Raw genomic sequence first — 25,939 nt, forward strand, 5'->3', positions numbered from 1 at the left:
CGGTCCGGGGCCGTCGCCCGGGCGTCACAGCCGGGTGCCGCCCGACGCCTCGATGCACTGGCCGGTGATCCAGCCGGTGCCGGGCGCGAGGAGGGCGGCGATGACGCCGCCGATGTCCTCCGGGAGGCCGACGCGGCCCATCGCGGCCTGCCCGGCCAGCACCTCCCGCACCTGCTCGTCGTCGCGCAGCACGCCGCCGGCGAAGTCGGTGCCGATCGGCCCGGGCGCGACCACGTTGACGGCGATGCCGCGCCCGCCCAGTTCCTTGGCGAGGTACCTGCTGTAGGTCTCGACCGCGCCCTTCACCGACGCGTACACCGACCAGCCCTCGTCGACGAACCGCGCGAGCCCGGTGGACAGGTTGACGATCCGGCCGCCGTCCGCGAGCTGCGGCAGCAGCGCCTGGGTCAGGAGGACCACGCCCTTGAAGTGCACGTCGACCAGCAGGTCGAACGCCTCCGCGGTGACCTGGCCGAGGGGCGTGAGGACCGCCACCCCGGCGTTGTTGACCAGGAAGTCGAAGGTGTCGCGGTCCCAGGTGGTGCGCAGGGCGTCCGCGACGGCGTCGGCGAACGCCGGGAAGGCGCCGAACGCGGTGGTGTCGAGTTCGAGGGCGACGGCCTTGCGTCCCCGTGCGGTGACGGCGTCGACGACCTCGGCGGCCTCCTCCTTGTTGGAGCGGTAGGTCAGGATCACGTCGGTGCCCGCCTCGGCGAGCGCGAGGGCGGTGGCCCGGCCGAGCCCCCGGTTGCCGCCGGTGATGAGGGCGATGGCGTGCCGGCTCATGGGATCTCCTCGGTGTGCGGAACGGTCGTGGTCGCGGCGGGCCCGGTGCGGCCGGTGCGATGTCCACCGGTACGGCCCCGCCACTGACCACGATCCGCCGCGGCGCCGGGCGGATGAAGGCACAGCTCATCCAGGGACGACCTGTCCCCCCTTCGGCACGGCGGGCCCGGGTGGCATGCCTGGCGCGGCGGGCACGGCTGGCGCGGCGCCGTCCGCACGAGGGCTGCGGCACGGCCGGCACGGGGGGGCACGGCGGGCACGGCCAGCACGACGCGGTCCGCACGACGCCTGTGCGCCTCCTACCTGCCCGGGGGGCCGAAGCCGCCGTGCCGCCCCTCCCCCGCGGCGAACCGCGCCGCCCCCGCGGCGGCCTCGGTGAGCGAGATCCGGCCGTGCGCCAACTCGACGGCGAGGGCGTCCTGTTCGGACCGTCCCTCCTGCTCCAGCAGGGCGAGCCGGTCGTGGCGCAGGCAGGTCTGCGGGAACGCGGCGATCTCCGCCGCGAGGTGCTCGGCGGCCTCGCGGGCCTGCCCGGTGGGCACGACGCGGTCGACGAGGCCCATCGCGAGGGCCTCGTGCGCGCCGACCGCCCGTCCGGTCAGCACGAGGTCCATGGCCCGGCCGGCACCGACGAGGCGGGGCAGCCGTACGGTCCCGCCGTCGATCAACGGCACGCCCCAGCGGCGGCAGAACACCCCGAGGACCGCGTCCTCCTCGGCGACCCGAAGGTCGCACCAGAGCGCCAACTCGAGCCCGCCGGCGACCGCGTGGCCGGCGATCGCGGCGATCACCGGCTTGCCGAGCCGCATCCGCGTCGGACCCATCGGCCCGTCGCCGTCGGCCTCGACCCGGTTGCCGCGGCCGGTGCCGATGGCCTTGAGGTCCGCGCCCGCGCAGAACGTACCGCCGTCGCCCCAGAGCACCGCGACGGACGCCTCCTCATCGGCGTCGAAGTCGCGGAAGGCGTCGGCGAGTCGGGCGGCGGTCGGACCGTCGACGGCGTTGCGCGCGGCGGGCCGCGACAGCACCACCGTGGTCACGGCGCCGGTGCGCTCGACGCGGACGGCGGACCGGGGCCCGGGGGTGTCGTCGTGGGTCATCTTCCGGGCCCTTCAGTGGTGTTCGGACAGCAGCACGGCCACGGTGCCGGGTTCCAGGGCACGGAAGACGTGTGCCTCGTCGCCCGGGTAGGACACGTAGTCGCCGGGACGCAGCTCCACCGGGTCCTCGGTGAGGCCGACTTCGGCGCGGCCGGTGCTGAGCACCACGTGCTCGATCACGCCGGGCATGTGCGGCTCGGACTCGCGGGCCGTCCCCGGCTGCGCGGACACCACGTAGATGTCGCGGCGGACGTGCGGCGGGCAGGACGCGAGGAGCGTGGCGACGTAGCTGGAGCGCTCGGCGGTGAACGTCGGCCCCTCACCGGCCCTGATGACCTGCACGCGCGGGCGCGGCGGGTCGACGAGCTGCGCGAACGGCACGTCGAGGGTCACGCTGAGCGCCCACAGCGTCTCGACGCTGGGGTTGCCGGTGGCGGACTCCAGCTGGGACAGCGTGGACTTGGCGATGCCGGCGCGGCGGGCGGTCTCGGCGAGGGAGAGGCCGGCGCGGCGGCGCTCCCGTTGCAGGGAGGCGGCGATCGCCGCCAGCGGCGGGCCGCCGGCCGGCCCGCTCGGGGCGCGCCGGCCCGTGTCGCTGCCCGTGTCGCTGCGAGCGGCGCGTCCGGCGTCGCCGCCGCCTGCCTGATCTGCTGGTGCCATGCCGCCCTCCGGCGCGTTCGCTGAATCAGTCCACTCGTACGGTTTGACGAACGACCGACTGTGTGTTCATTCTAAAGTGTGATGCGTTCGATATGGCGAACCCCGCTGAAACCGGGCCTGGCGCGGGACATCGCACTGGTGTGCGTGGCCGACGCGCTGGTCGGCGTGTCGTTCGGCGCGATCGCCGTCGGGCTCGGATTGCCCCTGTGGCTGCCCGTGCTCCTGTCGGTGGTGGTCTTCGCGGGCGCCGCGCAGTTCCTGTTCATCGGGATCGTGGGCGCGGGCGGCAACCCGGTCGCCGCGGTCGCGGCGGGTCTGCTGGTCAACGCGCGGCACCTGCCGTTCGGCTTCGCGGTCGGCGACGTCCTGACGACGGGATGGGTGCGGCGACTGGCCGGCAGCCACCTGATGGTCGACGAGACCGTGGCGTTCACGCTGGCGCAGGACGACCCGCGGAGACGACGCCTCGCGTACTGGGGGTGCGGCGCCGGCCTGTTCGCGGCCTGGAACCTGGGGGTGCTGGCGGGGACGTTCGGCGGGCGGGCCGTGGGGAACACGGACGCGCTCGGGCTGGACGCCGCGTTCCCCGCCGTCCTGGTGGCGCTGCTGCTGCCGTCACTCGGCGACCGCCCGGCCCGCAAGGCCGCGGCTGCCGGGGCGGTGGTGGCGCTGGCGGCGACTCCCGTCCTTCCGGCGGGCGTTCCCGTACTGCTGGCACTGGCAGGGCTGGCGGTGGCCCGATGAGGTTGGCGCTGGCGACCGTGGTCCTGGGTGCGGGCACGTTCGGATTCCGCTTCGCAGGGCCGGTGTTGCGGGCGCGCATGCGGATGTCGCCACGGGTGGAACGGTTCGTGGGCGTGGCCGTGGTCGTCCTGCTCGCCGCCCTGGTGGCGACCTCCACCCTGACCGAGGGCCACCACTTCACCGGCCCCGCCCGCCCCGCCGGTGTCGCCGTCGGCGCTCTCCTCGCCTGGCGCCGCGCCCCCTTCGCCCTCGTCGTCATCGCCGCCGCCGCAACCACCGCCCTCCTCCGCCTCCTTGCCCTCCCCTGACCCCCCACCCCTCAGCGGCAACCACGCCCGGCACCCAGCCGCGACCCCGTCCAGTGCCGCCGACGCGGCCCAGCGGGCAGGCCCGCCGCCGACCAGACGTGGTCCTCGCTGACCGCGGCAACGGCCGCGACACGTACCGCAGCCCCGCCCCGGGACCTCGGTGCGAAGCCCCCGATCGTCCGCCGGCGGCACCGCGCGCGGCTCCGACGCCGGGTGGAGCGTCACCTCGACTCGGCGGCCAGGCAGGCCGATTCGGCGCCAGCCGGCCCCCGCCCAGCGGGCGGTCCGCTTCCCGCGCGCTCAATGCCCGGCCGTCACGGTGCCGTCGGGTGCAGTCGGGTGCCGTCCCGGGCCGGGGTACGTCCAACGTGCGCCCCCGGGAGGGGATCCGGCTCGAATCGGAGGTGACAGGAGGATTCCAGATCGTGTTACGTGTCATGTCTCCGTCGATTCACGAGTGGACGGCACCGTCCTGACGGAGATCCGCCCCCCACAGGAGGACAAGTGACCGGTCCGCTGAACCGTCGGACGCGGCGCGGCGCGCTGCGACCGCGCACCGCCGTGCGCACCGCACTGCTCGGGACGCTCACCGCGTGCCTGGCGTTCACCGTCGCAGGACCCGGAGGCGTAAACGCTTCCGCGGCCGACGGGGACGGCCTGCCGTTGTCCGGCGCCACCACTTCCGGCCTGCACAACACCTACGACCCGTCGGCGTTCACCTATCTCGCGCAGGGGCTCGACACGGGCACCTCGATGATCGAACTCGACGTCTGGGACGACTTCTTCACCCAGGAGTGGAAGGTCAGCCACTCCAACCCGACGGGCAACAGCAACAACTGCGTCAACGCGTCGACGCCGTCGCAGCTGTACACCGGCGGCGCCAACAAGGACCTGGAGAGCTGCCTGGACGACGTGCGCGTCTGGCTCGGCGCCCACCCGGGGCACGGGCCGCTGTTCATCAAGCTGGAGATGAAGGCGGGCTTCCAGGCCACGTTCGGGATGAGCCCGGCCAAGCTCGACCAGTCGATCAGCGCGCACCTGGGCAACCTGGTGTTCAAGCCGGACGACCTGCTCAACAAGCCGGGCGGCGGCCAGTACGCGACGCTGGACGAGGCGGCCACGGCCGGCAACTGGCCCACCCGGGCGCAGTTGGCGGGGAAGGTGGTCCTGGAGGTCATCCCGGGCACGGTCGAGGAGTCCAACCCGACCGACTCGCTGTGGACCGACCAGGAGTACGCCGGCTACCTCAAGGACCTGCACGGCCAGGGCAAGACCGCCCAGGCGAACATCTTCCCCTCGGTGCACAACGCCCAGGCGGGCGACCCGCGTTCGCGCTACTCCGACGCCTCGCTCCGGCCGTGGTTCGTGGCCTTCGACGGTGACGCGTCGACGTACCTCAACGGCAGCATCGACACCAGCTGGTACGACACCCACCACTACCTGCTGTTCATGACGGACTCGCAGAACGTCGCCCCGGCCCTCGACGACACCAACCCCGCGCCGGCCGACGCGCAGGCCCGGGTCGCCCAACTGGCCAAGGCCCACGCGACGGTGGCGTCCAACGACTGGCGGGGACTGCCCCAGGTCCAGTCCATGGTGGTGCCGCGCGGCTGAACGCGCCCCGCTGAGCCGCCCGGTCGAGCCGGGCACCACCGCCGACGCGACCGCGGGCACCCAGGCGTTCCGGGTGCCCGCGGTCAGTGCGCGCCGGTCGGGCTGAACTGGACGGCGGCGAGCTTCCAGCAGCCGTCCTCCTCCACGATGGTCTGGGTGATGCGGAAGTGCCCGTCGAGGTCCCGGCCCTCGTAGATGCTCTGCTGGCCCTGCACCCCGACGGCGACGGCGGCCCGGCCGTACCGGCGGACCGTCACCTCGCTCCACGCGAAGTCGTCGTGGACGAGCGCGCCGGAGGCGTAGCGGTCGAGCCAGCGCTTCTTGTCCAGGACGAAGCCGAGCGGGCCGACGGCGGTGAAGTCGTCGGTGAGCAGGTGCTCCAGCTCCGCCACGTCGCCCCGGCGCTCGGCGTCGGCCCAGCGCTTCGGGAAGTCGGCGAGCTCCTGCGGGTGGGTCGTCATGCCGGGGTGCCTCCGTCGCGGGTTCCGGGTACGCCGTCCCCGCAAGGGTCCCGCCGCGCCGCGCGCGGGGCATCGCCCGGCGGTATGCCTCCGCGGTACTCCCGCGGGAGTAAGGACCGTCGCGGCCAGAAGGTGGCGCGCCGCCCGGACCGCGCGTGGGGCGCGGCCCGGGCGGGCACTCAGCCGGCCAGCGAGGTGCTGTCACCCATGACGATCACCGGGTGATCGGCGGGCGACAGGGTGCGCAGCAACTCCACCATGTGCGCGGCGGAGACGCTGATGCAGCCGTGCGTGGGACCGCCGTGGTCGACGTGCACCCAGATGCCGCCACCGCGGGACGACCCCATCGGCTGGGTCCCGTCGAGCGGGGAGGTGCCGGCCACCCGGTTGTAGTCGATGGCGATGACGTAGTCGAAGGCGTCGTCGAGCGGCTCGCCGTCGAACCCCACGCCGCCGGCCTGGAATCCCGACGACTGGTGGTACGGCAGCTTGGACCCGGGGTCGGCGTCGAAGCCGCCCGCGTCGTGCAGCGTGAACACGCCGATCGGGCTGCGCAGATCACCGGCGTGGTGCGTGACGGTCCAGCCGTGCAGGGCGTTGTGAGCCGGCCAGGAGACACCCGCGTGCCAGTGGCCGTCCTTGGTCCGCGTCCACAGCGTGACGACGGTGTCCGAGGAGTTCTTGCCCTTGCCGGACGCGACGAGCACCTGGGTGCTGTCGGCGGGGATGGCCGCTCGCGTCTTCGGGCCGATCCCTGGTATCGCCAGCGGTCCCTCGTTCCTGACGCCGAGGGCGTCAGGGCCCGCGGGAGCGCCGGCACGGTGCGGTGTCGACACTGGTGCGGCGGCCTTGCGCCCGCCGTCGTCGGCGGCGGCCGCCAGGCCGCCCTGCCGCCCGAGGACCACGTATCCGGCGCCGAGCGCCGCCAGACCGACCGCACCCACGGCCGCGACGATCACGCCCTTGCGGGCGGCACGGCGAGGCCGCCGGTGCCGTCGTCGGCCCGGGCTGGATTCGGTGGCGCTCTCGTCGAGCGCTTCGGTCGGCGGGGAAGTCATCGCCACCGATCCTCGCAAACCGGTCCGCCAGACTCGGCATCCGACCCCCACAGTCGCCCGATTCGCCCCACACGTCGCATTCGCGGCGGGGCCGTTCGGGTGAGTGACCGTGGACTCGGGCTGACGCCGCGCCACGATCCGTGGGCACGGCGGGTCCTGGGCGGCGGGAACCGGACCCACCGGACGGGACACGGGGGACGGAGGCGGCCGGTCGGCGGGTCGGCGGGTCGGCGGGTCGGCGGGTCGGCGGCCGGACGGGACGCGGGCGAGGCGGACCGGGACGGACCGGCCCCCGCACCGGGCAACCGGCGGACGCGGGGCGGAGGGTCCGGGCGGAACGGCCGGGCGGGGGCCGGAGGGGCCGGGCCGGAGCCGGAGGGGCGGGCGGTCACTCCGCCGGCCGCTCCGGGAAGTCGATCCGCATCACGACACGCCGCTTGGTCGGGCGGCTGACCTCGGTGAGGCCCGCGGCGGCGAACGCGTTGACCGTGCCGACGTGCAGTTCTCCCCAGGGGACGTCCTGGCCGGGCGCGGTGAGCATGGGGTAGCCCTCGACGGCGCGGGCGCCGCGACGGCGGGCGTGGTCGACGGCGGCGCGCGCGAGGACGTGGGTGATCCTGGTGCGGCGGGCGGCCGCGCGGACGACGAAGCAGGTGACGGCCCACACCCCGGCATCGCCGCGGTCCTCGTCGCGCCCGGCCCACGGAATGCGGGTGGTGAGCAGCTTGGGGTAGGCGGTGCGGGGTTCGACCGCGCACCAGCCGACGGGCTCGTCTCCGGCGTAGGCCACGAGCCCGCTGGTCGCCGGTGCCTCCGGCTGCCCGCACTCGCTCTGCGCGCGCAGCCGGTGGGCGCGTTCGCCGTCGTCGGTCACCCGCCACTCGGGGTTCGTGATCTTGAAGCGCTGGCAGTAGCACAGCCCGCCGTGGCAGCGTGCGGTGCCGAGCACCTGCTCCAGGTCCTCCCACGACGCCCGGTTCGCGGGCACGACGGTGATCCCGTCGTCGGTCCAGGCGTCCGTCGGCGCGTTCGCCCGGGGATCCCCGCCGGCGCCCGTTCCGCGGTCCGCCGCCTTCGCCCCGCCGTCCGGGCCCGCCGTGTCCGGCACCGTGCCGTCCGGACCCGTCACGACCGCCCGCACCTCGTCCATCCCCGTCTCCTCCATCCCCGTCTCCTCCCTGCCGGGCGCCACGCCACGCCGTGCGCGCCTCGCGTCCCGCCCCCGTCCGGCGATTATGGCGGTGCATTCCCGGCCGGCCGGGGTTGCGTCTCCCCCGAGGGGAGACTGCACAGTGGCCCCATGGACGACAGCGAGCCGCTCTACTCGATCGGCGACCTCGCCCGGCGTACGGGCCTGACGGTGAAGACCGTCCGCTTCTACTCCGATCGCGGCATCGTGACGCCGGTCGGGAGGACCGCGGCGGGCTACCGGCGGTACGACGCGGGCGCCGCGGCCCGTCTGGACCTCGTGCGGACGCTGCGCGACCTGGGCGTGGACCTGGCGACGGTGCGCAAGGTCGTCGAGCGGGAGCTGTCGCTGGCGCAGGTCGCGGCGGAACACGCCGCCGCGATCGACGTGCAGATCCGCGCGCTGCGGCTGCGGCAGGCGGTCCTGGCGGCGGCCGCGGAACGCGGTTCGGGAACAGAGGAGTTGACGCTCGTGCACCAGCTGGCCAGGCTCTCCGAGGACGAACGCAGGCGCCTGGTGGAGGCGTTCCTCGACGAGGTCTTCCACGGCTTCACCGCCGACCCGCAGTTCGCCGGGGCCATGCGCTCGCTGTCCGCGCAGCTGCCGGACGACGCCGCGCCGGAACGGCTCCAGGCGTGGGTGGATCTCGCGGAGCTGGCGGGGGATCCCGGATTCCGCGCGTACATGCGGCAGTTGGTCGCGGACGAGGCGGCGGAACGGGAGCGCTCCGGAGGGGCGGCGGGCGTGCGCCGCGACCTGGCGGCGACCGTGGGCGCGCTGGTGGCGCCCGCGGTGGCGGCCGGTGTCGAGCCGGGCTCGCCGCAGGCCGTGCCGTACGTGACCGCACTCGACGCCGGCTGCGCGGCCTTCCTCGGCCCCGGTGGAACGTCCGCGCGCCGCACTCGGCTGACGGGCAGGGCCGCGCAGCTCAACGACCCGCGCAGGGAGCGGTACACGCGGCTGCTCGCCGTGGTCAACGGATGGCCGCAGCCGCCGAGCCTGGCACCGGTGCTGGACTGGACGGTCCGGGCGCTCGCCGCCGCGCCGGCCGCGTGACGGTACGGGACTCCGGCCTCTCGCCACCCGGCGTGACCGTACGGGCCGCGGGGCCTTCACGCCTCCCGCATGAGGGCCGCGGCGAGTTCGCGCGGGCGGCTCAGGGCCAGCAGGTGGCCGCCGGGCAGTTCCTCGACGTCCAGGCCGAGCCGTTCGCGGACCACGCGCCGCTGGAACTCCAGCGGGAAGAAGCGGTCCTCGGTGCCCTGGACGAACCGGGTCGGCACGTCGGGCCACTTCTCCAGGGGCCAGGGCTGTGCGAAGACCGCGGAGGGCGGCCCGCCGGGTGCCGCCGCGAACGCCTCCTCGGTGACCGCGGGCGGAACGTCGTGGAAGAAGTCGGTCCGCAGGTCGAACTCCGCGTCCGGGCCGCGCCGTCCGTCGGCCTCGGCACGGGCCAGCCGGGCGGCGGGCTGCCCGGTCGCCTCCCACCACTCCCCCGCGGTCTCGCCGGGCCGCGGCACCATGGCGTTGACCAGCACCATCCGGTCGACGTGCATCCGGGCGCAGACCAGGGGCGCGGAGAAGCCCGCGAGGGACTGGGCGACGAGGATCAGCGGCCCGCTCTCCCGGCCTTCCCGCCCGGCCTCGGCCACTGCCTCGGAGGCGGCACCGGCGATCGCGTCGGCGAGGGTGTCGAGGTCGGCGGAGTCCTGCGCCGGCAGGTCCAGGCTGACCACGTCGTGGCCGCCGGCCCGCAGTTCGGGCACGACCAGGTGCCAGTACCAGGCGCTGCCGTCGGCACCGGGAACGAGTACGAAGGTGGCCATTGCAGCCGTCCTGACCTGTAGGGGAGCGTCGGAGTGCCATCGTGCCACCCCCCTCTGACACTTCAGGGGCACACACACCGCGCGCGGCGCCCCGCCCACGCCCGCAGGGCAGCCGGGCAGCCGGCGTCAACCTCGGCCCGGGTGCTCAGCGCCCGCTAGGCGTACACCCCGTCCAGCCAGTGCTGCCACCGCTCGCCGGTGCCCTCCGCGTCCGCGCCGGGCCCGAAGTCGTGGACCGTCACGCCGACCGTGGCACCGAAGTTGTTGCGGCCGAAGACCCGGTACATCGCGTCGGGCGTGCGCAGCCCGAGGAAGTAGCCGTTGCGGTAGTCCAGTACGGCGTCGACGGGTGCGTCCGCGCCCGGCAGCCGGACCTGGACGGCGTCGCCCTCGACGGCATCGCCGGGCAGGCCGAGCGCACGTGCGGCGACTTCGAGGGCGTCGGGAGCCCCGGCCGCCGTGCCGGTGGCGTCGGCGCCCGAGAACACCGCGCGGCGGCCCGGGTAGTGGAGCAGGTACTGGCGGAGGGTGTGCAGGTAGAAGTCGGTGTGCTTGCTGGCGCCGTCGTACTGGTTGTCCCAGTCGTCGACGAGGATGCCGCTGTGCACGTACCGCACCCATGAACCGCCGCCCTGGCGCGGCTCGATGAGATGGTCGAGCTGGTTGAGGGTCTGCCGTGGGCCACCGCCCTCCCGGCCTTCCGCGTCCTCGCCGCCCTCGGCGGCTTCCGGGAACTCGGCGCGGCTGGTGAAGTGGTGCGGCGGGTCCCAGGCGGTGACGGTGCTGCCGTAGGGCCCGGCGCCGCCCTCCTTCGGCTCGTACTCCATCGGCCACAGCCAGCCGGCGGTACCGGAGGTGACGGCGTCCCACACCTCCTGCGGGCTCACCTCGACCTCGAACTCGCGGACGATCTCGAAGGGTTTGGCCATGGTTCAGCCCTGCTTCCGGGGTGCGTAGACGACGTGGTGGACGCCGGAGCCGAACATCTCGGACTTCACGACGGTGAGCGGGATCGCCGGCAGGCCGTCCTGGAACAGCCGCTTGCCGCGGCCGACGACGACCGGGTCGATGAGCAACTCGATCTCGTCGACGAGGCCCTTGGCCAGCAGCCACTGCACGAGCGTGGCGCTGCCCATCACGGTGATGTCGGCGCCCTCCTGCTCCTTCAGCCGGCGGACGGCGCCCTCGAAGTCCTCCGCGATCACGGTGGAGTTGTTCCAGTCGGCTTTCTCCAGGGTGGTGGAGACGACGTACTTGGCGACGCCGTTCATGTGCGCGCCGCCGGGCTGGTCGGCCATCGCGGGCCATGCCTCGGCGAAGCCCTCGTAGGTGATGCGGCCCAGGAGCAGCGCGTCGGAGGCGGCCATCTGGTCGGAGACGGTGCGGGCCATGTCCTCGTCGAAGTAGTCCCCGTGCCACTCGAAGGGGGACTCCATCACTCCGTCGGCGGTCAGGAACTCGCTGACGACCAGCTTCCTCATGGTGCTGCCTCGATTTCGTTCGGTGCCGCGTCCTGCGGCTTCACGGTGGGGTGCAGGGCGACGACGATGCGGTGCGGCCGCCCGCCCTCGGCGTCGGCGTCGTGGTATTTGGCGACGAGCGCGCTCACGCCGCGGGTCAGCTCCTCGACGAACGCCGCCCGGTCGGCGGCGGAGGCGAACCGCACCTCGCCGTCCAGGGCGAAGGTCGCGACCCGCTTGCGGGCCCGTTCGGCGCCGGTGATCAGCGCCCCGACGTCCCGTACGAGCCGGGCCGCGACGGCCAGCAGCCAGCGGGCCGAGAGCTGGTCGCGGAAGCGGTCGGGGTCGGGCTGGACGGCGGCCAGGGCGAGGGGCGAGATGACGTAGGAGCCGGCGGTGGCGCGCATGAGCCGCTCGGTCACGTTGCCCTTGCGGCGCTCTCCGGCCAGCTCGACGAGGCCGTGCTTCTCCAGTGCCCGCAGGTGGTAGTTGACCTTCTGCCGGGGCAGGCCGACGCGCCCCGCCAGCATCGTCGCCGACGCCGGCCCCGCGGCCAGCTCGGCCAGCAGCCGGGCCCGCGTCGGGTCCAGCGAGACGGCTGCCGCCTCCGCGTCCTCGATCACGCTCACATCCAACATGGCTCCACCGTCGCACCGAAAACTTTTTTTGTCCAGCGCGAATCTCTTGTCGGTGGCGGACCGGGCTCGCCGGACGCCGCGCGCGGAATCGACCTGGCGATCGGGGCCTGGACTCAGTGGCGGACGGGCCAGCGGTGAGAATCGGTGACGGAGGGTGGCGATCGGAGAGCGTTCGCCCTCGCGCCGCGCCCGCCGCGGGACGGATTCCCGGCGGCTGCGAGGTGGCCACCCAGGAGGCTCACCGAATGGCCCGGAGAAGTCGTGCCGCCAGCTTTGTCACCGCCTTTTCGGAGCCGCGATCGGGCTTTCCCCTTTCCAAGAGGCGTACGGCAGAAGGTAGGTATTCCACGCTACCGAGCCGCGGCACTCCGCCGGAATCGCCGACCGCCCCGCAGTTTCGACAGTGGATTCACTCGACGGTGCGACGGCGGCGGGCGGCGCCCGGCGCCCGTCATCGGCGCGTGCCGGGCGCCGCCCCGGGTTCAGGACACGGACAGGCCGATCGTGGCGGTCTGCTCGCCGGTGCCGGCGGTCACCGGGTAGTCCCCGTCAGGCGCGGTGCCCGTGACTGAGATGCCGGCGGAGCCCGGCCGGAAGCCGACGGCGGCCGGATAGTCGGTGAGTGCGATCGCCCACGGGACCGGCGCTCCGGGGGTGCAGGCGACGACAACGTCCTCGAACGAGTTGACGGCCGGCTGCGGCTTCTGGTCCTGGTTGATCGAGCCGTTGAGGGAGAACTGGGCGGGCTTGTTGCAGGTGACCGTTCCCCGGACGGTCGGCTGCTTGTCGTGCGCGTCGATCGTGCCCGTCGGGTCGACGGTCAGGCCGATCTCCAGGGCGGGCGGCGGCGGGGGTGTGGTCAGGTGGACCTCGCCGCGCAGGGCCAGCGGCGACCCGTTGCAGTACTGCTCGAACGAGGCGTCCAGCGCACTCACGTAGCCGTAGGGCCCGAACACCACCGAGGAGATGGTGAAGGACCCGGTGCTGGAGTCGCACTGCCGGTTCGCCGTGTCGAACTCCAACTGCGGGTCCTGGGCCGTGGCGTAGGGCCAGCGCAGAGCACCGGTGTAAGTGGTGCCCGAGGTCAGCGTCTGCCCTTTGGGGGCGAACATGAACAGGCTGGAGCGCGTGCCGTCAGCCGCGATGACGGTGACGTCGACGCCGTTGTGGTCGTTGGCGCCGGACACGTCGAACAGCTGCGCCGAGCCGGCGTCGTAGGTGGTCGCCTGCCCCCCGGATATGTACTCGCCCGGGTCGCCGCTGAAGCTGAGAGATCCGGTCTGCGCCGTGACGGCGTTCGCCCGACCGGTCAGCGGACCGAACGTCAGCAAGAGGAGCAGGGCCGCACCGAGGACGGTCGCGAAGCGCGACAGTCCGGGCCTGAGGTCAAGAGGTCTCGTCATGTCTCATTCCTCCGTGGAATGCGAGGCGTATCCGGGCGCCGGAAAGTCGGCGCCCGCGAGTGCGCGGAAAAAGGGCACAACCGGCCTATGCGCAGGGGTGGTTGGCGGCCCGATTGATCGCGCCTGAAGAGGGTTGCAGCCGCCACTGACAATTCCCGCCGAGCGATGCGGCGAGCACTTTTGACAACGGCCCTTTTCCCGACTTGGCCCCCATGACCCACCGTGTACGGGTACTTCACCCGGTGCCCCGGCGACCCCGGCCCCTCGGACCTGAGTGGCTCGATTGCGGGTCGCTACCCTGGTGGCCTTCCACCACAGCGGCAACCGGGGCGGCGTCAGTGCACAGGCTTCCCGTGCAGAACGGCGGCGAGGACTACCTCTGCCTCTTCGTCGAACCGTGCTGTGACGTCTTCTGGTTGAGACCTGGTGACGAGTTCACGGTCGTGCCCGCCGCCAGCGTGCCGGATCCCCAGTTCACGCTGGTTGTGATCAAGCACCGTCTGGTCGTCTGGATCTACGAAGAGGGCGATCCGACGAGGGTGATCACCGATTACACGGTCATCGACAGCAACGGAACCGCGCTGCCGGAGGGTTACCAGTCGCCCGCAGGCAGGAGCCCGTACTGACTCCCGGCCAAGAGATCTCGGATGTGGTCCGAGGTTCACCGACGGCGGCCGCACGCTTCACCTCTGCAGAGCTACGGCACATGTCGGCGTCCGGGCCCACGGTGCCGAGGTAGCGGACCGTCGGACCGTGGGGAGGACAGGGGGAACCGCAAGGGTCCGCGAAGTGGCGGGAGTTGGACTGGGGCCGTGAGGTCGGCGGGGTGTGGGGGTGGCGTGATATGTAGTGCGGCGGGGGGCAGTGTTGGCACGGCCCTGGGGAGTGGACGCGAGGGGGCCGCCGTATGCCGTTGATCCGCCGTACCGCCGCGGGGGACGGGCGCTCCGTGGTGGCGAGGTGGGGGCGGGGCGCGCCCGTCCGGATCGACCGCGACCACGGGGATCCGCGGCTGGCCCCGCTGCGGGACGCGGCGGCGCGCGGCAGCTGGCCCGAGGTGCGTGCGGCGCTGACGGACGAGGCCGCGTCGGCGGACGGCGAGGAACTGACCTGGCTGCTCGAGGCGTTGATGACGGTTCCTGGCGTCGAGACCTGGATCTCCGCGGTGGTGGCCGCGCAACCCGGCGCCGCCCGGCCTGACTCCGCACAGCATGGCCCCGTCGAACCGGACTTCGCGGAGCTGGACGCCGTGCTCCCGCTGCTCGTCTCGGGGGCCCGGCACGTCGAGTGGGCGTGGCAGGCCCGCACCCGGAAGATGGCCAAGTACGTGTCCAAGGAGCAGTTCGAGGTCTTCCACGCCCGCCTGCGGATCGCCGAGGAGCAGCTGTACGAGGCGGCCGAGCGGGCGCCCCGGTGGGCCGCGCCGTGGCACTTCCTGCAGATCAGCGGGCGCGGGCTGCAGGTGGGGCAGGAGGTGGCGGACCGGCGCTTCGAGGCCGTGGTGCGCCGCGCGCCCGGTCATCTGGCCGCGCACCGGCAGCACTTGCAGCAGGTGTGCGGCAAGTGGGGCGGCTCCCCCGCACGGATGCACGCTTTCGCGCGGGAGGCGATGCTGGGCGCCGAGCCGGGCAGCCCGCTGGGCGAACTCGTCGCGATCGCGCACCTGGAGCAGTGGCTCGACGAGGACGGCGATGCGGGCAAAGACGGTGGCCACATGCGCCGTCCCTTCGTGGTGCGGGAGTTGCACGAGGCCGCGGACCGCTCCGTGCGCCATCCCGCCTTCCTGCGACGCCGCGACTGGATCCGCGGCGTCAACACGTTCGCGCTGGCCTTCGCGGTGGCGGGCGAACGGGACGCCGCCGCCGCGCTGTTCCTGGTGCTGGACGGCCGCGTCACGGAGTTCCCGTGGATGTACCTCGACGGGCAGGACCCGGCCGAGCCGTTCCGCGCCTGGCGCTCACGCGTCGGGGCCTGACCCCGCGTCCGCGTCTCTCGCTTCCCGACCCCCCACGCCGCCCCTGACCGCCCCACCCAGCAGAAAGCCTCAGTGGTGTCCGACGTATCGCCAACGCACACCTTCCAGGTCGACCTGCGCGGCCTGGTCGACCTCCTCTCGCACCATCTCTACTCCAGCCCCCGGGTGTACCTGCGCGAGCTGCTGCAGAACGCGGTGGACGCGATCACCGCCCGCCAGGCGCTGGACGCCGGCGCGCCCGCGCGGATCACCGTGCTCGCCGGACAGGACCGGCTGACGGTCACCGACACCGGGATCGGCCTGACCGAGGCCGACGTGCACCGCTTCCTCGCCACGATCGGCCGCAGTTCCAAGCGCGCGCTGGACGACGGCACCGGCTCGGCGGCGGCAGCGGACCCGGGGCCCGACGGCACGTTCGCCGACCAACTCGGCGCTTCGCGCGACGACTTCATCGGGCAGTTCGGGATCGGGCTGCTCGCCTGCTTCGTGGTGGCCGACGAGATCACCGTGACGACCAGGTCCGCGGCCGACCCGGCGGCCCCGGCCGTGGAGTGGCGCGGCGGCTCCGACGGCCGCTACGCGATCCGCACCCTGCCCGCGGGCGCGGTGGCCGAGCCGGGCACCACGGTCACGCTGGTCCCGCGGCCCGACGCGGCCGAATGGACGCGCCCGGACCGGGTGGTGGCGCTCGCCCGGCACTACGGCAGCCTGCTGCGGCACGAGGTCGTGGTCGGCGACGGGCACGGTGCGCCGGCCCGGATCAACGACGCCCTGCCGCCGTGGCAGACGCGGCACGCCTCGCCGCAGGCGCGGCGCGAGGCGCTGGCCGCGCACTGCCGCTCGGTGTTCGGCTTCGCACCGCTGGACAGCATCGAACTCGACCTGCCGCTGGTCGGGTTGAAGGGCGTGGCGTACGTCCTGCCGACGTCGGTGCACCCGTCGCGGCAGGCGGGCCACCGCGTCCACCTCAAGGGGATGCTGCTCTCCGACCAGGCGCACGAACTCCTGCCGGACTGGGCGTTCTTCGTGCGCTGCGTGGTCGACGCGGACAGCCTGCGCCCGACCGCGTCGCGCGAGGCGCTGTACGAGGACGAGACGCTGGCGGCGATCCGCGAGGCGCTCGGCGCGCGGATCCGCGACTGGCTGACCGGCCTGTCGGCCAGCGACCCCGCGCTGCTGCACCAGTTCATCGCGACGCACCACCTCGCGGTCAAGGCGCTGGCCCGCTACGACGACGAGCTGCTGCGGCTGCTGCTGCCGTGGCTGCCGTTCGAGACGACCGACGGGCAGGTGACGCTCGACGAGTTCGCGCGCACGCACCCGGTGGTGCTGGTGACGCAGACCGTCGAGGAGTTCCGGCAGGTCGCGCCGATCGCGGGTGCCGCCGGGCTCGGCGTGGTCAACGGCGGCTACGCGTACGACCGGGACCTGGTGCACCGGCTGCCGGAGGTCCGGCCCGGATGCTCGGTGGTGGACCTCGATCCGGCGACGGTCACCGCGCATCTGGACGCGGCAGAGCCGGCCGCCGAACTCGCCGCGACGGCGTTCCTGCACATCGCGCGCGAGGTGGTCGCGCAGTTCGACTGCGACGTGGTGCTGCGCAGCTTCCACCCGGTCAGCGCGCCGTCGCTGCTGCTGGACAACCGCGAGGCGCGGCACGAGCGGACCCGGAGCGAACTGGCGGACAGCGCGGGCGGGTTGTGGGCGGACATCCTCGGCTCGCTGCGTTCCGAGGCGCCGCGCGCCCAGTTGGTGCTCAACCACCTCAACCCGCTGGTGCGGCGCGCCGCGTCGATCACCGACCGGGACCTGGCGGTGACGGCGGTCGAGGCGCTGTACGGGCAGGCACTGCTGCTGACCCGGCGGCCGTTGCGGGCCTCGGAGAGCGCCCTGCTGAACCGGGCCTTCATCGGCCTGCTGGACCACGCCATGCACGAACCGCGGGAGGAGTCGCAGTGACCGACACGCCGGAGGCGGTCTTCGAGGCTCTGCGGGAGAACACCGAGCGCCCCTACGGCCGGCAGCGCACCGTCCGCGCCGAGGAACTCGTCGAGGCCGCCCAGCAGTTCGACGACAAGGGCGCGCTGGTGACCGCGCTGTTCGAGCTGATGTCGGCCTACACGTACGCCGGTGAGGAGCAGAAGTCGCCGGTCGTCTTCGCGCGCATCGTACGGATGTGGGACGAGCGGCCGGAGGACTTCAGCGACTGGGAGGAGCACCAGCTCTACTGGCGCTTCAAGTGGGTGACGAACGCGCTGATCCAGGTCCCCGAGGTGCCGTTGCCGGCGATCGAGCGGTGGAACACCGAGATGCGCGACCGCTACACCAGGGCCGGGCACGGCCTGCAGCCGGTGTACGCGATGCGGCACCTGCTGGCCCGCCACGTGGGCGCAAGCGACGCGGACACCGATGCCGCGTACGACCTGTGGGTGACCCGGCCGCGGACCGAACTCAGCGACTGCGAGGCGTGCGAGACCCGCGGGCGGGCGCTGCACCACGTGGCGGCCGGGGACGACGAGCGGGCGCTGCGGGAGTGGGAGCCGGTGCTCGGCGGCCGGCAGACCTGCCTGGAGGAGCCGTACGTCAGCAAGGCCCGGGCGCTGCTGCCGCTGCTGCGGTGCGGACGGACGGACGAGGCGCGCTCGCACCATCTCGCCGGTTACCGCTTCGCCCGCGGCAACCCGGACATGGCCGACGCACTGGGCCTGCACGTGGAGTTCTGCGCGCTCTCGCGCAACGAGGGCCGGGGGCTGGAGATCCTGGCGGAGAACCGGGGCGCGTTCGCGACGCCCGGCGCGCCGCTGGACCGGCTCGGGTTCCTGACCGGGGTGGAGGTGCTGCTGGCACGGCTGGCCGCCGAGGGCCACGGCGCCCTCGCGGTGGCCGGACCGCCCGGACGCGAATGGGCCGTCGACGGGCTGCTGGCGCACGTGCGCGGTGAGGCGTCGGCGCTGGCCGCCGCGTTCGACGCCCGCAACGGCACGGCTGCGGTGGGCCGGCGCCGGCTGGCCCGGCTCGCCGCGCGGCCGCTGGTGGACGAGCCGCTGGCACTCGGTCTGCGGTCAGCCGCCCCGGTCGCCGCCGCCCGTCCGGTGGCGCAAGCCGAGGACGTACCCGGGTCGTTCGTCGAACTGCTGGCGCGGGCACGGGAGTTGACGGCGGTCGGGCGGCCCGACGCGGCCGCGCTGTGGGACCGGATCCGCGGTCTCGCCTCCGCCGAGGGCTTCGTGCTCGACGACGGCGCCGGACCGCAGGCCCTGCTGCGGGCCGAACTCGCCGAGCGCAGCGCCTTCCACGCCTTCGACGGTGAACAGTGGCCGCAGGCGCGGACGGCCATGCTCCAGGCCGCCGCGCTCTACGAGGAGGCGGGGCTGCCCGGCCGGGCGGTCGCCGCACGGGCGCGGGCCGCGACCGCGCTGATCGCCGCAGGCGAGGACGACGCGGACGTCGACGTGACCGCCGCGCACGCCGAACTCGACGCCGAACTGCGGCTCGCCGCCGAGCTGTCGGCCGCAGGCGACGGCGCGATCGAGCCGGACCGCTACCTCGCCGTCCTGCAGTGCGAGGCCATGCGGACCCGGCACGCGCTGATCGCCGAGTTCCCCGACCCGTCCCCCGCGACGCGCGACGCGTTCGACGCGTCGGTGGCCGCGCTGCTGCGCGAGGCCGAACGTCTGGAGTTCCCCGCGCGGGCCTCGGCGGCCCGGCAGTACGCCGCGGACGCCGCCGCCCGCAGCGGGCGGTTCGCCGACGCCACCCGCGAACTCACCGCCGCCCTCGCCCTCGTGGAGGGTGCGGGCCAGCCGTGGCGCACCCCGCGTCCGCTCGCGCTCCTCGCGCAGATCAAGGTGCAGGGCGGGCAGGCCGAGGAGGCGGTGCCGCTGATCCACCAGGCCCTGTCGGCCGCGGCCCGCTGGCCGGACCGCTCGCTGTCGCTGGGCCCCTTCCACGCGCTGCTCGGCCACTCCTGTGCGCACAGCGGCGACACCGCGGGCGCCGTGCGGCACCTCTCGGAGGCGGCGGACCGGCTGGACCGGGAGGGCAGCGAGCAGCACGCCGCCCAGGTGCGGCTCGAACTGGCCGACGTGCTCGCCGAGGACGGGCGGCGCGCCGACTCCGTGGCCGTGCTCGAGTCGCTGGTCCTCGGCGACACCGAGGCGCTGGACCGGCGTCTGGTGGCCCAGGTCCGGCTGAACCTGGCGCGCGGGCTGGCCGCGCTCGGCGAACAGCGGGACGCGGCCGAGGAGTTCCTGCGGCTCGCGGAGTCCGTCGCCACCTGGGAGGACGAGCAGTACACGCACACGATGGTGGCCTGCGAGGCCGCGGTGGCGCTGGCCAAGGCCGGCCACTGGGACGCCGCGGCCACCGCGTACGCCCGGGCCGTCGACGCGCACGGCACCGCGCCGATGCCGAACCAACTGGTCAGCATGATGAGGGAGTTCGCCCGGATCACCATGGCCGAGCGGGAGGCCGAGGGGCTGGCCGCGGCACTCGGCCACCTGGCGCAGGCGGACGCGGTCATCGCGCAGGTGCCGGAAGCCGCGGACGCCGCCGCCGCGGACTTCGCGCACTGGTACCACCGTGGTGCCACGCACTACCAGCGCGGCCGCTGCCACGCCGCGGCCGCGGGCTATGCGGAAGCGCTCGCGGAGCTGGAACGGGCCATCGCGGCGTACGAGGCCGGGGGGCGGGACGGGGAGGAGCCACGGGCGGAGGCCGTCCGCATGGCGGCGCTGGTCGAGGCCCGGGGCTTGGGTGCCGTCCCGGAGGCGACGGCGCGGCTCACCGCGGCGGTGGAGCGGTGCGGGGCCGCGGGCTTCCCTGAGGCAGCCGCGGCGCTTGCCGCCGTCCGGGACGGGCTCCACGAGGCGTAGCGCCTCAGCGCTTTGTCGTCTTGTCGCCCTGGCCGGGCCGGGCTCTTCCCGCTGCGCTCCAGCGCGCCCGGCCAACGGCCCGGCCCAGCTCGTCCCTGCGGGACCTGTCCTGCCCCTTGCGGTGCGTTGCCGGAACACGGTCCGCCGTGGCTGATCGCGCAGTTCCCCGCGCCCCTGCGGCACCTGTTCCGCCCCATGCGGTGCGTTGCCGGAACACGGTTCGGCGTGCTTGATCGCGCAGTTCCCCGCGCCCCTGCGGGGGCTGTCCTGCCCCCATGCGGTGCATTGCCGGGAAAAGGTCCGCCGTGGCCCGCCCCTGCGGGGGCTGTTCTGCGCCTTGCGGTGCGAGGGGGTCTCAGTTGGGCGGGGGTGGGGTGGTGGTGCGGAGGGCCTGGTCCACCACGGCTTGGAGGGTCGCGTGGTGGGCGCCCTTCCAGTAGATGCGGTCGCAGGCGGTGCACTGGGCGAAGACGTCGTAGGAGCGCTGGGTGCCGCCTTCGAGGCGGTCGGCGACGTCGTCCTTGTCGGCGCGGACGAGGGGGCCGTTGCAGGCGACGCAGCGCGTCCACGGGGCGAGGTCGGGGGCGAACCGCTCAAGCACGTCGCGGAGTTGCTCCTCCGGGCGGTCGCTGTACACGTACGCCCCGGCCCACAGCTCGCGGCGCCGCAGCAGCCCGCGGTCGCGGGAGAGCATCACCCGTTTCTCCGCGGCGGACCGGGTGGCCAGCGCGGGGTCGCCGATGTCCTCGTTGAGGTAGGCGGCGTCGACGCCGAGCAGCCTCAACCGCCGCGCCAGGGTGCCCAGATGCACGTCGAGCAGGAACCGCAGCGGCGCCCCGGGCACCTGCTGGGGCCGGACGATCGCGCCGATGTCGACGTGCTCGCCGTCCGCGGGAACGTGTGCCACCGCGGCCTCGCGGCCGTCCACGGTGAGCCGCCCCACCTCGGTGAGCGGGATGCCCAGCGACTCCACGACGTGCCCGAGCGACGAGGACCCGTCGGTGACGACGTCGCTCGACTGGGTACGCCGCCGTTCCGCGGAGAGGAACACCTGCAGGTCGGCGGGGATGCTGACGGTGATACGCGGTCGGCTCACGGTTTCAGCATGCCATCGGCGCGCCCCCGCGGACCACGTGATTAGCCGGCGGCCGAAGGGCGGCCGGGGCTGGGGACCGCTCCTAGCGGTCCGCGATGTCGCCGAGGACCGGCTTGACGTCGAGGACGGGGGTGCCGTCGAGGGCCTCGAGGCCGCTCACGTGGAGGCGGCTGCCATCGGCGTCGATCGCGAGGATCCGCACGCGGTGCAGGCCGATGGGGTTCGGCCGGTCCGGGGAGCGGGTGCTGAACACGCCCTGCTCCGCCCGGGACGCGTCGCCGCGCGGATGCACGGTCAGCCGTGTGCGGTCGGCCCGGTCGAGCCAGGTGAACAGCAGGACGTCGTCGCCCGGGGCGAGGTCGCGCAGCGCGGGCCCGTACGCGGCCCCGAAGGCGAGCCAGGCTTCGGGCGCGTCCTCGTCCCCCTGGCGGGGTGCCGCGTCCCGGTCGTGGAGCGGGGACTCGACCCGGCCGACCGGCACGACGGGGTACGACGTGCCCGGTCCGCCGTCGGGATGCTCACGCGTCATGCCGGCCTCCTGCGGTGTCCAGTGCACCGAGCCTACGGGGCCGCGCCCCGGCACGTCGTACGTCACGGCAAGTCGCCCGCCCCACCAAGTCGCCTGCCCCGCAGGGCCGGCGCGCCCGCGGTCTAGAGGTCGTAGGTGACCGTGACCGGCGCGTGGTCGGACCAGCGCAGGTCGTAGGAGGCGGCCCGCTCGACCACGGCCGTGGTCGCGGTCTTGCCGAGCCGCGGGGTCGCGACCTGGTAGTCGATGCGCCAGCCGGTGTCGTTGTCGAAGGCCTTGCCGCGGTAGGACCACCACGAGTAGGGGCCGGTGGTGTCGGGGTGGAGGTCGCGGACGACGTCCCGCCAGGCGTCGGGGGCCAGGACCCGGGACATCCAGGCGCGCTCCTCGGGCAGGAACCCGGCGGACTTCTGGTTGGCCCGCCAGTTCTTCAGGTCCACCTCCTGGTGGGCGATGTTCCAGTCGCCGCAGACCAGGGCGTGCCCGTCGCCGTCCCCCGCGGTCCGCTCCAGCGTCGCGGACAGGTGGGCGTGGAAGGCGTCCATGAAGCGGTACTTCTCCTCCTGGCGCTCGGTGCCGACCTCGCCGGAGGGCAGGTAGAGGCTGCCCACGGTGACGGCGGTGCCGGCGTGCGGGACGTCCACCTCCAGGTAGCGGCCCGAGGCGTCGAACTCCGCCGAGCCGAACCCGATGCGGACCGCTGTCGGCTCGCGACGGCTGAACACGGAGACGCCCGCGCGGCCCTTGGCGGCCGCCGGGGCGTGGTAGGCGTGCCAGCCGGCGGGGGCGCGCAGCTCGTCGGAGAGCTGGTCGGGCTCGGCCCTGACCTCCTGAAGGCAGACGACGTCCGCGGAGGTGGCGTCGAGCCAGGGCAGGAAGCCCTTCTTCGCGGCGGCCCGCAGACCGTTGACGTTGGCGGTGGTGACGGTGAGCAAAACGGACTCCGGCTGGTGGCGCGGTCAAGGCTCCTGGTGCACGACACCGTGTGCGTGGTGACGGTGAGCGTCCCTGGACCCTACCGGGGCCGCGCGCCGGGGCCAGGACCGTACACCCGTACGATGGTGACCGTGGAGATCAGAAGGACGCGCTACGACCACCCCGACGCGGTGAAGCTCAACGACCAGGTGCAGCTGGAGTACGTGGTCCGCTACGGGGACGGCGACCTGACGGAGATGGACGCCGCGCACTTCGACCCGCCGCTGGGCCTGTACCTGCTGGTCTACGACGTGGACGGCACGCCGGTGGCGAGCGGCGGCTGGCGGGCGCAGGACGCCTCGCCCGAGGGCTTCGCGGACGGCGACGCCGAGGTCAAGCGGATGTTCGTGGTGCCGGAGGCGCGCGGTCGCGGCCTGGCGCGGCGGCTGCTGGCGGAGCTGGAGGCGACCGCGGCGGCGGCGGGGCGGTCCCGGATGGTGCTGGAGACCGGCACCAAGCAGCCGGAGGCCATCGCCCTGTACCAGTCCTCGGGATACCTGCCGGTGGCGAAGTTCGGGTACTACCGGGACCACGAGCTGTCGGTGTGCATGGGCAAGCCGCTGGGCTGAGCCCGGCACGGCGCCGGACCGGGCCGGGCCCGGGCACGGCCGAGGGGCGAGCTAGCGGCGGCGCCGGCGGGTGCGGCCGACATAGAGCCCGGCCAGCAGCCCGATGGCGAAGGTGATCAGCAGCGCGCCCCACAGCGGCATGGTGACCTGCGGGACGAGCAGCCTGATCTTGACCTTCCGGGTGTTCTCGAAGATGAAGATCAGCGCGAGCACGGTGAGGACGAGCACGACGGTCCTGCCCGGCGTCAGCCAGTCGCGCACCTTCCCGCGTGCGCTCTTGTCCGCCGTCCGTCCCGCGGTTCCGCCCGTCCCGCTCATCCGGCTCACCCGCTCTCGCTCGCCCCTGCCCCATGATCGCCGGGACCGGCGGGGCGCGGGTCCCGGGAGGGTCCGTCCGGGTGAATCGCACCGGGAAACCCTTCGCCGCCCTCGGGGGCGGGCTGCGACGATGCAGCCATGGACACGCTGCACCGGCTGCCGGTACTCGCCGCGGGGGACTACGTCCTCCGCCGCTGGGAGCTGACCGACCTGCCGGTGGTCGAGGAGGCCGCCGGCGACCCGTACATCCCGCTGGTGAACACCGTCCCGGCCGCGTACACGTACGAGGCAGGGGTGGCGTTCGTCGAGCGGCAGTGGGGCAGACCCGCCACCGGCCTCTACCCGTTCGCGATCGGCCGGCCCCGGGGCGAGGGCCAGGAGCCGCGCCGCGACGGGAGCGACGACCGGCCCGGGCAGGGGACCGGCTCCCAGGGGGAAGGCGAGGGCGGCAGCGCGGTGGGGCACGCCGGGCTGCGGCTCGTCACCCGGGACCGGGCGTCGGTGGGCTACTGGGTCGCACCGTCGGCGCGCCGCTCCGGTGCCGCCCGTTCCGCGCTGCGCGCGATCACCGAATGGGGGCTGCACGACCTGGGCATCGCCCGCCTGGAGCTGCACATCGAGCCGTGGAACGCCGGGTCGCTGCGCACCGCCGAGAGCTGCGGCTACCAGCGCGAGGGGCTGATGCGCGACTGGATGCGGGTGGGCGGCGAACTGCGGGACGCGTTCATGTACACAGCTCTTCGTACACCGCGATGACGCTGCGGGTCTGCTGCTCGACCTGGTCCTCGACCGGTATCCAGCGCGGGCGGTAGGCCCGCTCGTACTCCGCGCACCACCGGTCGACCAGGCGCGTGACGTCCGGCACGTCCGCGATGCGCCGCAGCATCGCGGCCGCGCGCAGCGGGATGCGCTGCGCGTACACCTGGATGCTGGTGACCCGGGCGGTGGTCATCGGGGGGAGCGGGGCCGCGTCCGCCGGGCGAACCGCGGGATCCCACTCGGCGCTCAACTGCGGCCCTATGCCGACGAGTTCCCGCACGGTGCGGAGCATGGGGCTGTCCGCGCCGATGAGTTGCGGGTCGATGCGGTCCAGCACCCGGGCCACCGTGGGCAGGTCGCGGCGCAGGGCGGCGCCGGCGGTCCGCAGGGCGTGGTCGGGGTCGGGGTGCGGGGTGGTGTCCGCGCTGCGGTCGCAGGCCCACATCGGCACCTCGACGATCGCGGTGACCCCGTCGTAGCGCTGGGCGTGCACCCATGTGGAGTGGGCGCCGTCGCCGGCCGCCGGGTCGCTGGCCGGCGGCATGACGTAGACGCCGGGTCCGGGGCTCGGCCACTGGAACGCGTCGGACGAGCCGCTCTCCAGGGGGATGTCCAGCTCGGCCGCGGACTTGCCGATCCGCTCGGGCACGCCCGGTACGTCGCTGGTGAGCTGGACGAAGCTGCCGCCTATGTCGATGCCGTGCAGCGAGCACTGGAGCACCGGGCGCAGCTTGTCGATCACGCCCACCAGGGCGCGGGTCTCCGGCAGCCCGGGGAGTTCCCGGGAGCCGTCGTGCGGCAGCCACTCGGGCTGCTCGGCGGCGCACGGCCGGAAGAAGTGCTCGTAGTGGCCGCGCAGGGTGTAAGGGCCCGGCAGCCAGGGCTCGTTGAGGGCCGCGCCGTCCGGGTCGATGCACAGCAGGAAGTGCCAGGCACTGCCGTCGTCCTCGCCGCGTTCGCGGAGTTCCGCCATCCGGCCGGCCAGGCGCAGCACCGTCGCGCCGCCGACCGCGGCCTCGTTGGCGTGCGGGCCCGCCACCACCAGGACGTTCCGCGGCCCCTGACCGACCGTCAGCAGCAGCAGCGGCCGCCCCGCCCGCGATCGGCCGACCTCACGCAGGCGGCACACGTCAGGGTGTCTCATTGTCAACGCTCGTGCACCGTCGGTAACTTCGGCGGTCGTCGGATAGCGCTGTCTCGTCACCGCAATCCCCCTGAAGCCGAGGTCCTGTGACGCCCCGGCCGCATTACGACATCGAGTGGATCCCGTTAGTAGGTCACGGCCCCTGCGGAGGTGTCAACGGTGCTACCCGCACCATTCGCGGGCCCGATTGCGCCTGGCAGCGGGCGGGAACCGGGACGGCGCCCCGGCCGTCAGGGAGGGCGGTGGCCCGCTACGTCTGCCCCGCCGCGGTGGTTCCGGACGAGTCCCGCAGGCAGTCGCGGTGGGCGCCGCCGGCGGCCCCGTCCGCCGGCCCGCGCCCGCATCGGTGAGGCGTACCCGCCGTACGACGGGCGCGTGAGAAGCGGGCGCGCGGCCTCCCTCGGGCCCGCGGCACGACGAAGCGGAGACTGCTGCCGTCCGGCGCCGGTGCGT

Annotated in this window: 26 protein-coding genes; 10 read left to right on the plus strand and 16 right to left on the minus strand. The window is 74.1% G+C overall.

The window, feature by feature from the left end; genetic code table 11:
* Positions 1 to 24 precede the first annotated feature (24 nt).
* The 3 genes from ACH4TG_RS18220 to ACH4TG_RS18230 form a co-directional block, all read right to left on the minus strand.
* Entirely contained in the window at positions 25 to 786 is a 762-nt protein-coding gene (locus ACH4TG_RS18220) for an SDR family NAD(P)-dependent oxidoreductase (protein WP_398243323.1), read from the minus strand.
* A gap of 299 nt (positions 787 to 1,085) precedes the next feature.
* Complete coding sequence (locus ACH4TG_RS18225; RefSeq protein ID WP_398243324.1) at positions 1,086 to 1,886, minus strand: crotonase/enoyl-CoA hydratase family protein; 801 nt, start codon at positions 1,884 to 1,886, stop codon at positions 1,086 to 1,088.
* Between the two features lie 12 nt (positions 1,887 to 1,898).
* Positions 1,899 to 2,546 carry a helix-turn-helix domain-containing protein gene (locus ACH4TG_RS18230; protein ID WP_398243325.1) on the minus strand — a complete coding sequence of 216 codons (648 nt, stop codon included), beginning with the start codon at positions 2,544 to 2,546 and terminating at the stop codon, positions 1,899 to 1,901.
* Positions 2,547 to 2,627: 81 nt separating this feature from the next.
* Between ACH4TG_RS18230 and ACH4TG_RS18235 the strand changes: the two genes are divergently transcribed.
* From ACH4TG_RS18235 to ACH4TG_RS18245, 3 genes are all read left to right on the plus strand, one after another.
* Entirely contained in the window at positions 2,628 to 3,290 is a 663-nt protein-coding gene (locus ACH4TG_RS18235; protein ID WP_398243326.1) for an AzlC family ABC transporter permease, read from the plus strand.
* Entirely contained in the window at positions 3,287 to 3,598 is a 312-nt protein-coding gene (locus ACH4TG_RS18240; protein ID WP_398243327.1) for an AzlD domain-containing protein, read from the plus strand. Before ACH4TG_RS18235 ends, ACH4TG_RS18240 begins: the two co-directional genes overlap by 4 nt.
* Positions 3,599 to 4,102: 504 nt before the next feature.
* Positions 4,103 to 5,212, plus strand: coding sequence for a phosphatidylinositol-specific phospholipase C domain-containing protein (locus ACH4TG_RS18245; RefSeq protein ID WP_398243328.1), 1,110 nt, complete (start codon positions 4,103 to 4,105; stop codon positions 5,210 to 5,212).
* A gap of 83 nt (positions 5,213 to 5,295) precedes the next feature.
* Here ACH4TG_RS18245 and ACH4TG_RS18250 read toward each other — a convergent pair whose 3' ends face one another.
* The 3 genes from ACH4TG_RS18250 to ACH4TG_RS18260 all read right to left on the minus strand — a co-directional run bounded on the left by ACH4TG_RS18250 (position 5,296) and on the right by ACH4TG_RS18260 (position 7,896).
* Positions 5,296 to 5,673 carry a nuclear transport factor 2 family protein gene (locus ACH4TG_RS18250; protein WP_398243329.1) on the minus strand — a complete coding sequence of 126 codons (378 nt, stop codon included), beginning with the start codon at positions 5,671 to 5,673 and terminating at the stop codon, positions 5,296 to 5,298.
* Between the two features lie 179 nt (positions 5,674 to 5,852).
* On the minus strand, positions 5,853 to 6,731 hold the full coding sequence (locus ACH4TG_RS18255) for a L,D-transpeptidase family protein (RefSeq protein WP_398243330.1): 879 nt from the start codon (positions 6,729 to 6,731) through the stop codon (positions 5,853 to 5,855).
* A 388-nt stretch (positions 6,732 to 7,119) separates the two neighbouring features.
* Positions 7,120 to 7,896 carry a GNAT family N-acetyltransferase gene (locus tag ACH4TG_RS18260; RefSeq protein ID WP_398243331.1) on the minus strand — a complete coding sequence of 259 codons (777 nt, stop codon included), beginning with the start codon at positions 7,894 to 7,896 and terminating at the stop codon, positions 7,120 to 7,122.
* 135 nt (positions 7,897 to 8,031) lie between these two features.
* Here ACH4TG_RS18260 and ACH4TG_RS18265 point away from each other — a divergent pair, with 135 nt between their 5' ends.
* On the plus strand, positions 8,032 to 8,976 hold the full coding sequence (locus tag ACH4TG_RS18265; protein WP_398243332.1) for a MerR family transcriptional regulator: 945 nt from the start codon (positions 8,032 to 8,034) through the stop codon (positions 8,974 to 8,976).
* A gap of 56 nt (positions 8,977 to 9,032) precedes the next feature.
* Here ACH4TG_RS18265 and ACH4TG_RS18270 read toward each other — a convergent pair whose 3' ends face one another.
* The 5 genes from ACH4TG_RS18270 to ACH4TG_RS18290 form a co-directional block, all read right to left on the minus strand.
* Complete coding sequence (locus ACH4TG_RS18270) at positions 9,033 to 9,746, minus strand: alpha/beta fold hydrolase (RefSeq protein ID WP_398243333.1); 714 nt, start codon at positions 9,744 to 9,746, stop codon at positions 9,033 to 9,035.
* 155 nt (positions 9,747 to 9,901) lie between these two features.
* Positions 9,902 to 10,675, minus strand: a complete 774-nt coding sequence (locus tag ACH4TG_RS18275) for an SRPBCC domain-containing protein (RefSeq protein ID WP_398243334.1) — start codon at positions 10,673 to 10,675, stop codon at positions 9,902 to 9,904.
* A gap of 3 nt (positions 10,676 to 10,678) precedes the next feature.
* Positions 10,679 to 11,227: a dihydrofolate reductase family protein gene (locus ACH4TG_RS18280; protein WP_398243335.1), complete on the minus strand. Its 549-nt coding sequence runs from the start codon at positions 11,225 to 11,227 to the stop codon at positions 10,679 to 10,681.
* A complete protein-coding gene (locus tag ACH4TG_RS18285) occupies positions 11,224 to 11,844 on the minus strand; it encodes an ArsR/SmtB family transcription factor (protein ID WP_398243337.1) in 621 nt (206 codons plus the stop codon). The genes ACH4TG_RS18280 and ACH4TG_RS18285 overlap by 4 nt, the downstream gene beginning before the upstream one ends.
* A gap of 482 nt (positions 11,845 to 12,326) precedes the next feature.
* Positions 12,327 to 13,247, minus strand: coding sequence for a hypothetical protein (locus ACH4TG_RS18290; protein WP_398243338.1), 921 nt, complete (start codon positions 13,245 to 13,247; stop codon positions 12,327 to 12,329).
* Positions 13,248 to 13,600: 353 nt separating this feature from the next.
* On the opposite strand from ACH4TG_RS18290, the gene ACH4TG_RS18295 reads away from it, so the two are divergent.
* The 4 genes from ACH4TG_RS18295 to ACH4TG_RS18310 all read left to right on the plus strand — a co-directional run bounded on the left by ACH4TG_RS18295 (position 13,601) and on the right by ACH4TG_RS18310 (position 20,096).
* Positions 13,601 to 13,873 (plus strand): hypothetical protein, encoded by a 273-nt coding sequence (locus tag ACH4TG_RS18295; protein WP_398243339.1) that lies wholly within the window; start codon positions 13,601 to 13,603, stop codon positions 13,871 to 13,873.
* 281 nt (positions 13,874 to 14,154) lie between these two features.
* Positions 14,155 to 15,222 carry a hypothetical protein gene (locus tag ACH4TG_RS18300; protein WP_398243340.1) on the plus strand — a complete coding sequence of 356 codons (1,068 nt, stop codon included), beginning with the start codon at positions 14,155 to 14,157 and terminating at the stop codon, positions 15,220 to 15,222.
* Between the two features lie 75 nt (positions 15,223 to 15,297).
* Entirely contained in the window at positions 15,298 to 17,181 is a 1,884-nt protein-coding gene (locus ACH4TG_RS18305) for an HSP90 family protein (RefSeq protein ID WP_398243341.1), read from the plus strand.
* Positions 17,178 to 20,096, plus strand: a complete 2,919-nt coding sequence (locus ACH4TG_RS18310; protein WP_398243342.1) for a hypothetical protein — start codon at positions 17,178 to 17,180, stop codon at positions 20,094 to 20,096. Before ACH4TG_RS18305 ends, ACH4TG_RS18310 begins: the two co-directional genes overlap by 4 nt.
* Before the next feature lie 355 nt (positions 20,097 to 20,451).
* Here ACH4TG_RS18310 and ACH4TG_RS18315 read toward each other — a convergent pair whose 3' ends face one another.
* From ACH4TG_RS18315 to ACH4TG_RS18325, 3 genes are all read right to left on the minus strand, one after another.
* The gene (locus ACH4TG_RS18315) at positions 20,452 to 21,192 is read right to left on the minus strand and encodes a Mut7-C RNAse domain-containing protein (RefSeq protein ID WP_398243343.1); all 741 of its coding nucleotides are present in this window, start codon (positions 21,190 to 21,192) and stop codon (positions 20,452 to 20,454) included.
* An 82-nt stretch (positions 21,193 to 21,274) separates the two neighbouring features.
* Positions 21,275 to 21,721 (minus strand): tRNA (N6-threonylcarbamoyladenosine(37)-N6)-methyltransferase TrmO, encoded by a 447-nt coding sequence (tsaA, locus tag ACH4TG_RS18320; RefSeq protein WP_398243344.1) that lies wholly within the window; start codon positions 21,719 to 21,721, stop codon positions 21,275 to 21,277.
* A gap of 122 nt (positions 21,722 to 21,843) precedes the next feature.
* Complete coding sequence (locus tag ACH4TG_RS18325) at positions 21,844 to 22,656, minus strand: exodeoxyribonuclease III (RefSeq protein WP_398243345.1); 813 nt, start codon at positions 22,654 to 22,656, stop codon at positions 21,844 to 21,846.
* A gap of 132 nt (positions 22,657 to 22,788) precedes the next feature.
* Here ACH4TG_RS18325 and ACH4TG_RS18330 point away from each other — a divergent pair, with 132 nt between their 5' ends.
* Entirely contained in the window at positions 22,789 to 23,265 is a 477-nt protein-coding gene (locus ACH4TG_RS18330; protein WP_398243346.1) for a GNAT family N-acetyltransferase, read from the plus strand.
* Between the two features lie 51 nt (positions 23,266 to 23,316).
* Here ACH4TG_RS18330 and ACH4TG_RS18335 read toward each other — a convergent pair whose 3' ends face one another.
* Positions 23,317 to 23,583 (minus strand): lipopolysaccharide assembly protein LapA domain-containing protein, encoded by a 267-nt coding sequence (locus ACH4TG_RS18335; RefSeq protein ID WP_398243347.1) that lies wholly within the window; start codon positions 23,581 to 23,583, stop codon positions 23,317 to 23,319.
* 138 nt (positions 23,584 to 23,721) lie between these two features.
* Here ACH4TG_RS18335 and ACH4TG_RS18340 point away from each other — a divergent pair, with 138 nt between their 5' ends.
* Positions 23,722 to 24,339: a GNAT family N-acetyltransferase gene (locus ACH4TG_RS18340; RefSeq protein ID WP_398243348.1), complete on the plus strand. Its 618-nt coding sequence runs from the start codon at positions 23,722 to 23,724 to the stop codon at positions 24,337 to 24,339.
* Here the strand turns inward: ACH4TG_RS18340 and ACH4TG_RS18345 are convergent.
* The gene (locus ACH4TG_RS18345; protein WP_398243350.1) at positions 24,308 to 25,546 is read right to left on the minus strand and encodes a M14 family zinc carboxypeptidase; all 1,239 of its coding nucleotides are present in this window, start codon (positions 25,544 to 25,546) and stop codon (positions 24,308 to 24,310) included. The genes ACH4TG_RS18340 and ACH4TG_RS18345 overlap by 32 nt on opposite strands.
* Between the last annotated feature and the right edge of the window lie 393 nt (positions 25,547 to 25,939).

Source organism: Streptomyces sp. NPDC020917, assembly GCF_044333795.1.
In the GTDB taxonomy this organism is placed as follows: Bacteria; Actinomycetota; Actinomycetes; order Streptomycetales; family Streptomycetaceae; genus Actinacidiphila.